General features: G+C 43.6%; 4 protein-coding genes. All 4 read right to left on the bottom strand.

All coding sequences use genetic code 11. The features are described 5' to 3' along the window. A partial coding sequence (locus F6K49_RS34745; RefSeq protein WP_293103993.1) for a transposase family protein occupies positions 1–310 on the bottom strand: 310 nt, incomplete at its 3' end. Positions 311–355: 45 nt separating this feature from the next. After that, positions 356–805: a hypothetical protein gene (locus tag F6K49_RS34740; RefSeq protein WP_075905524.1), complete on the bottom strand. Its 450-nt coding sequence runs from the start codon at positions 803–805 to the stop codon at positions 356–358. A 98-nt stretch (positions 806–903) separates the two neighbouring features. After that, positions 904–2049, bottom strand: coding sequence for an amidohydrolase family protein (locus F6K49_RS34735; protein ID WP_075905526.1), 1146 nt, complete (start codon positions 2047–2049; stop codon positions 904–906). 119 nt (positions 2050–2168) lie between these two features. Next, complete coding sequence (locus tag F6K49_RS34730; protein ID WP_293055678.1) at positions 2169–4442, bottom strand: TOMM precursor leader peptide-binding protein; 2274 nt, start codon at positions 4440–4442, stop codon at positions 2169–2171. Between the last annotated feature and the right edge of the window lie 804 nt (positions 4443–5246).

Here is a 5246-nt window from a genome sequence, read left to right as displayed (position 1 = left end):
GCCAATAATTAAATAAGTTATGAGCCGTTGACTCGCTTACTTTAAAAAGCAAACCTAAAAGTTGAAAACTTAAGTTATGCCTCAGATAAACTAACATCAAAATTATTTGTTCTTCCTCAGATAATTTGGGATGATTACCACCTCCTGCTTTAATAAGTCTAATTTTAGTTTTTTCATTCTCTTGTTGTTTTTCTTTAGCTATAAGCTTTCCTTGCTCTATCAGTTTTATTAATTGCTCATAATTAATTCCTAATAACCTTTTTGTTTGTTTAGGGTGTTTTTGAATATAATCCCAAGTAGAATTGCTCATTTTTCCAGATTATCTATGACTAATTCCTTCCATTATACTCTATTTTTAGAATTTTAAGGTATTATGGAGATGTCTTGTTGATACGTCAACGTCACTATTTTTGCTCTCCACTACCAAAATCCACAACGGGATAGCTTGTTGCCCTTGTCTGTTGACAGCAACAATATCGAAGCGCCCAGTGATGTAAGTATCCTCATCTTCGATGTAGATTCGGGCAATTTCTTCCTCAACATTGAGCTTAATGGGAGGGCGATGAAAACCTGCTAAACGTAACAAGGGCGCAACTGATACCAGGCGTACTTGTCCTTCGGAAACCTTACCTTCGAGCCAATAGTTCCTAAATTCATCCTGAATGTTAACAAGTTCCTCTTGTTCAGTTTCAGTAAGGGGTTCAAGGGTAAGTAGTGGTGCAAATAAGCCGTTGTACAGGGGTTTAATCCCTAGCAAATGGTGAACATCCTTCAGGGAGAGTTTACGGGCTTGTAAGGTTGTCATTTTTGATTGTTTATGCCGTATAAGCTGATCAATAAAGCGGGTATCGCCATTTTTATGATAAGCTTTAATCTAACAAGTTTAAAATGACTAATAACTCTTCACCCCAAACCATAAAAACGCATAGGATTATCCCACAGGATCTTTTGCACTATCTTCTGAGATAGCTTGTCCTGAAGTCCTACCATTTCTTCAATAATCTTGGGATTGTGGTCTATGTGAGGGTAGTCAGAACCAAAGATCAAGTTATCAGAACCGATGTACTTGATAATATCAGCTAGATAAGGCTCATCTGGCTCAATGGCAATGAAGCACTGGCGACGGAAATACTCTGAAGGCTTCATCTTTACATGGTCTTTCACCTCCCAGGCCAGTTGATCGTACTCTTCATCTAGCCGCCACAGCCAGTAGGGAAGCCAACCGCAACCGGACTCAAGAAACGCTACTCTGAGATTGGGGTGACGCTCTAATACTCCCCCTTCGATCAGTGCCAACATTGCCATCATCTGTTCCATGGGATGAGAGCAAGCATGCATGGCAAAACGGGTATTAAATCGATCTGATCCAGTGGTCGGTAATCGAGCATGGCTACCCTCATGAATGCCAACTGCTATGCCCAGCCTCTCACACTCCGTCCAAAATGCCTCATAGGCCGGGTCACTGAGCAGTCGTCCTTTAACCGGATTTGGCCGGACAAAGACAGCTTTCCAGCCAAACTCTGCGATCCGATGTAATTCCGACACCATGTTGCTGGGGTCGTGTAGACTAATCGCTCCTACTCCTTTCAATAGTTGCGGGTCATAGCTGCAAAAGTCTCGTAACCAATTGTTGTAGGCACGGGTGAGTGCTGCTGCCAGTGGCGGATCCATAGTATCGATCGCCAACATCCACAATCCTGTAGTTGGATACAGAAAGGAAATATCCACACCCATCTGCTTCATGGCCTTGACCTGAGATTCTGGGCCAGAGCCTAGGTTTTTATTATAGGTAGCCTTGTTCCGGATTGCTACCTTAATTCCTTCAGCCCAGACAGCATCGGATATCTTATTATAAATTGTCTCACCTTCCACTCTCATATACTTAGTTGGAGGGGAAAAGATATCAATTTTCACAACCCCATCCTTTTGGGAGGGTTGATCTCGATAGGGTGCATGATTTTTAAATGCAGGTTCCAGGTACTTCTCCCACATATCTATCGGTTCATTCACATGGCCATCGGCATCAATAATTTGATAGTCTTTCAGCATTGTTTTTCTATTGAAGGTTGTCTGTCAGAATTAATTCTTAATTCTTAATTCTTAATTCTTAATTCTTAATTCTTAATTCTTAATTCAAAAAGGTTAGATGTTGGGAAACTTGTTGCTGATCAGAAGAAAATCGGAAATGGGTTGAGTTGGTTTTCGTTGAGGGATTGTGGTAACTGACCCATCTGTACTGGCACATCATAAAGTCTTCCGGGAGCCCACCGTTTCCAAAAGTGTCGCAGACCAGGGACAATCACTTTGACAACATTGAGTCCAATATCGGGACGGGTTTGATCTAGAACCAGGGTTTCCATACTTTGCTTGGCAGCAATGTCTACACAGGTTTGAACATCGTCTCGCAGATCATCGCTGCTCAGTTGAGAATAATCGCTGTAGAGTTTTGGAGTAGTGTTTTCATCCGGTATCAGATACGGCTGATTCTCTAAGGTAGCCATTCGCCACCAGTCTATAGCTAACTCATCGGAGTAGTTGTATTTGGTGCTGCCATCGGGAGCTATGGATATAACCGCTGGAAGCATCTGGTTTAATTCCGTTAGCGATCGCATAATCCCAATTTTGGGGTCGAAATGAGCACCGAAAGCAAAAATGATATCTTCCACAGGTTGATCAATCCTCCTGGAAAGAGCAGCAAAGGCCGGAATCCCTAAATCGCTAGTGAGATCGAGTACCCAAAGTTCACGGTTGAGGGAATGGTAATACTCCTTAAGAGCTGTAAAATAGGGTTGGTTAAAACTGTCTAAATCCACAGCTGGTCGTTTGAGGCGGTTATACCACCACAGCGCTACACTATCTCGCTCTACCAACTCCATGAATCCTTGTAGGATTGCTTCTTCTTTGGTGTTGCCAGCAGCAGTACCATTGGAGTCTGCCCAACAATCTGGTTTAGAGGGTTTTGGGTAGCCGTAATAGCAGTAAGCTGTGGGTAAATACTTAAATGTTTTGTCAGTCAAAGACCAAATCGGTGTCCACTCAATCTCTCGTTCGGGATCAAAGGGTTCTGGAACCTTTTGAAAAAAGCTCGGACAGCTTTGATTCCAGTCCTGGCGGGTTTGGTATTGGCGATCGCTAAACAGCATACAAGCATTGGGGTGAATAGCCACATCCGCCATACTCTTGTAGCTACCTTTGCGTCGAATTTCGTCTCCCTGAAACACACCAGAATATCTCTCAATCGCTTCCCCAAGGGCGCTGGCTTTTGCCTGAGCGTCAGTCTGTCCTTTGCCAGCACTTCTGCCACGCAAGTGTTTCCGCAAGAAGTATAAACTATCGAACATGCTGGCAAAATTATGTCCAGCTATATAGGTAGGGGTCAAATCGCTTTTTAACTTAGAAACTTTACTAATTCCTCTAACTGCTCCGATTATCGGACTAATGTGGTGTTCGTATTGCTTAAGGGTTTTTTCTGGTGAAACACAACGGTGTCCACCATCAGCTGTAAAGGTTTTCTTCCGGCTTTCTAATAAAACTGGCAAGGGGTCTCTATTTCCTAGATAGTCTGAATTGCCACAAGCAGGACATTGAGGACGCTTGACCAGAGTGTGATTTTTGGTTTGTAAGGATATGGTGTCAAAGGTGAGCAGAGTCCCTTTGAGGGATGGATGGTCTCCCTGAACAATCCATTTGGCGATTTCAGTAGCCGCTAGATTCAGTCCAGTGTCTAGAGTAGACGGTAGTAAAGAGCGAGAAGTTGGGAAAGCCGTCGATATACTATTAGGTTGGCGATGTTTGCGCAGAAAATCTTCCACGGGGCGATTGGCTCGCAGCCGTTGGGCTAGACATTCCCAACACCCAGTTTTTCCAGGATCGAAAATCGGACCAATCCAAATCATTTTGCCCACTGGCTTGACCAGCATCCACGGACGCTGGGACTGTAAAGCCTTTTGATTGAACTCATCAAGACCGACTTGGAGATAGTCATCGGTTAATACAACAGCAATGTCTCCCTCCTCAGCCATCTGAATATTGAGTGATTCCAGGATCGCGATCAAGGGTTGGGTTGGAACTGTGCCAAAGGAAGTTACTGAAACCTTAGTAGATTGCAAGCGGCTGGTGGCTGTCGTGTGATCAACATTCAGAAAATTCCAGAAAGCTGCTACCTCTGATGGCATATCTGAGGCCATCGGGTTATCGTTTTCTACGATATAGCCTTTCTTTTCCATCAGCATCAAAGCATAGTAAATCTCAGCCGTGGAGGCTTGGCCTTGCAGCAGGTTAACCATGTCTTCCACGGAATGCTCGCCATCAATTAAAGGAGCTAATTGTTCATAAAGATCACCATTGAGAACAAAATACTCTGACTCGGACAGCAGAAAGACACCAACCGATTCCACATCTTCGATATGAAAGCAAGGTTTAAATTTAGGTTTGTTCAGCATGGTTAGTTTTTCTCTTTTCTCTAGGGAGGCATACTATCGCAAAGGCAACAGGGAACAGGGAATAGGGAATAGGGAATAGGGAATAGGGAATAGGGAATAGGGAATAGGGAATAGGGCACAGGGAAGAAAAATTCTCACAGCAGCCTTAACTATGGCAGCATCATCAGCGGGCTAACCTTTGACAATAAATCAATAGCCCTGTAATATAGTAATTAGTTGATAAAATTTACCGGACTTGCTAAATTTTAAGGCTGCTATAATTTAAGCAAGACATGGTAAACTAGAAGTCTAGGGCTTAGCTTAAGATGACTAGCCCGGTTTGATCGAGTCGGTTTGATGAAGTGGAATTGATTGAGTAGGTGTACCGATACTCAATCTGAGCCAACTAAGACTTATCCAAATAAGGGACTAAGCAACGGGCAGGTATAAAACGCCCGTTACCAGTCCAGATTGGCGGTAGCTAACCCCCCCGTCAGAGGTAAAGCCGGTTAGAGATAAAAATTGATAGGTTTGTATCTGGTTGCTCTATTAGGGTAATCGCTGACCATGGCCTGGTTTAATCAGGCTTAATAAAGCGTTTACCCGATAGGGCTTTCCTATCCTAAAGTCGATGGCGACTTTATGTTTTTGTTCAGACTGTTTGTTCAGACTGTTTGTTCAGACCTCTTCGGGGTAGTCATCTACTTTTCCCTAAAGCCACTAGGGATTTTAGCAGCACCCAGGAACGGCGGAGTCATCGATTACCGTCTCTTCGAACCAACTACTAATCTGTGCATCTGTGAGGTCGCTGGGCTTAGCAGGGAG

The organism is Moorena sp. SIO3I6, from assembly GCF_010672095.1.
Note: the sequence above shows the minus strand (reverse complement) of the source record. Positions and strands in the feature narration are given on the sequence as shown.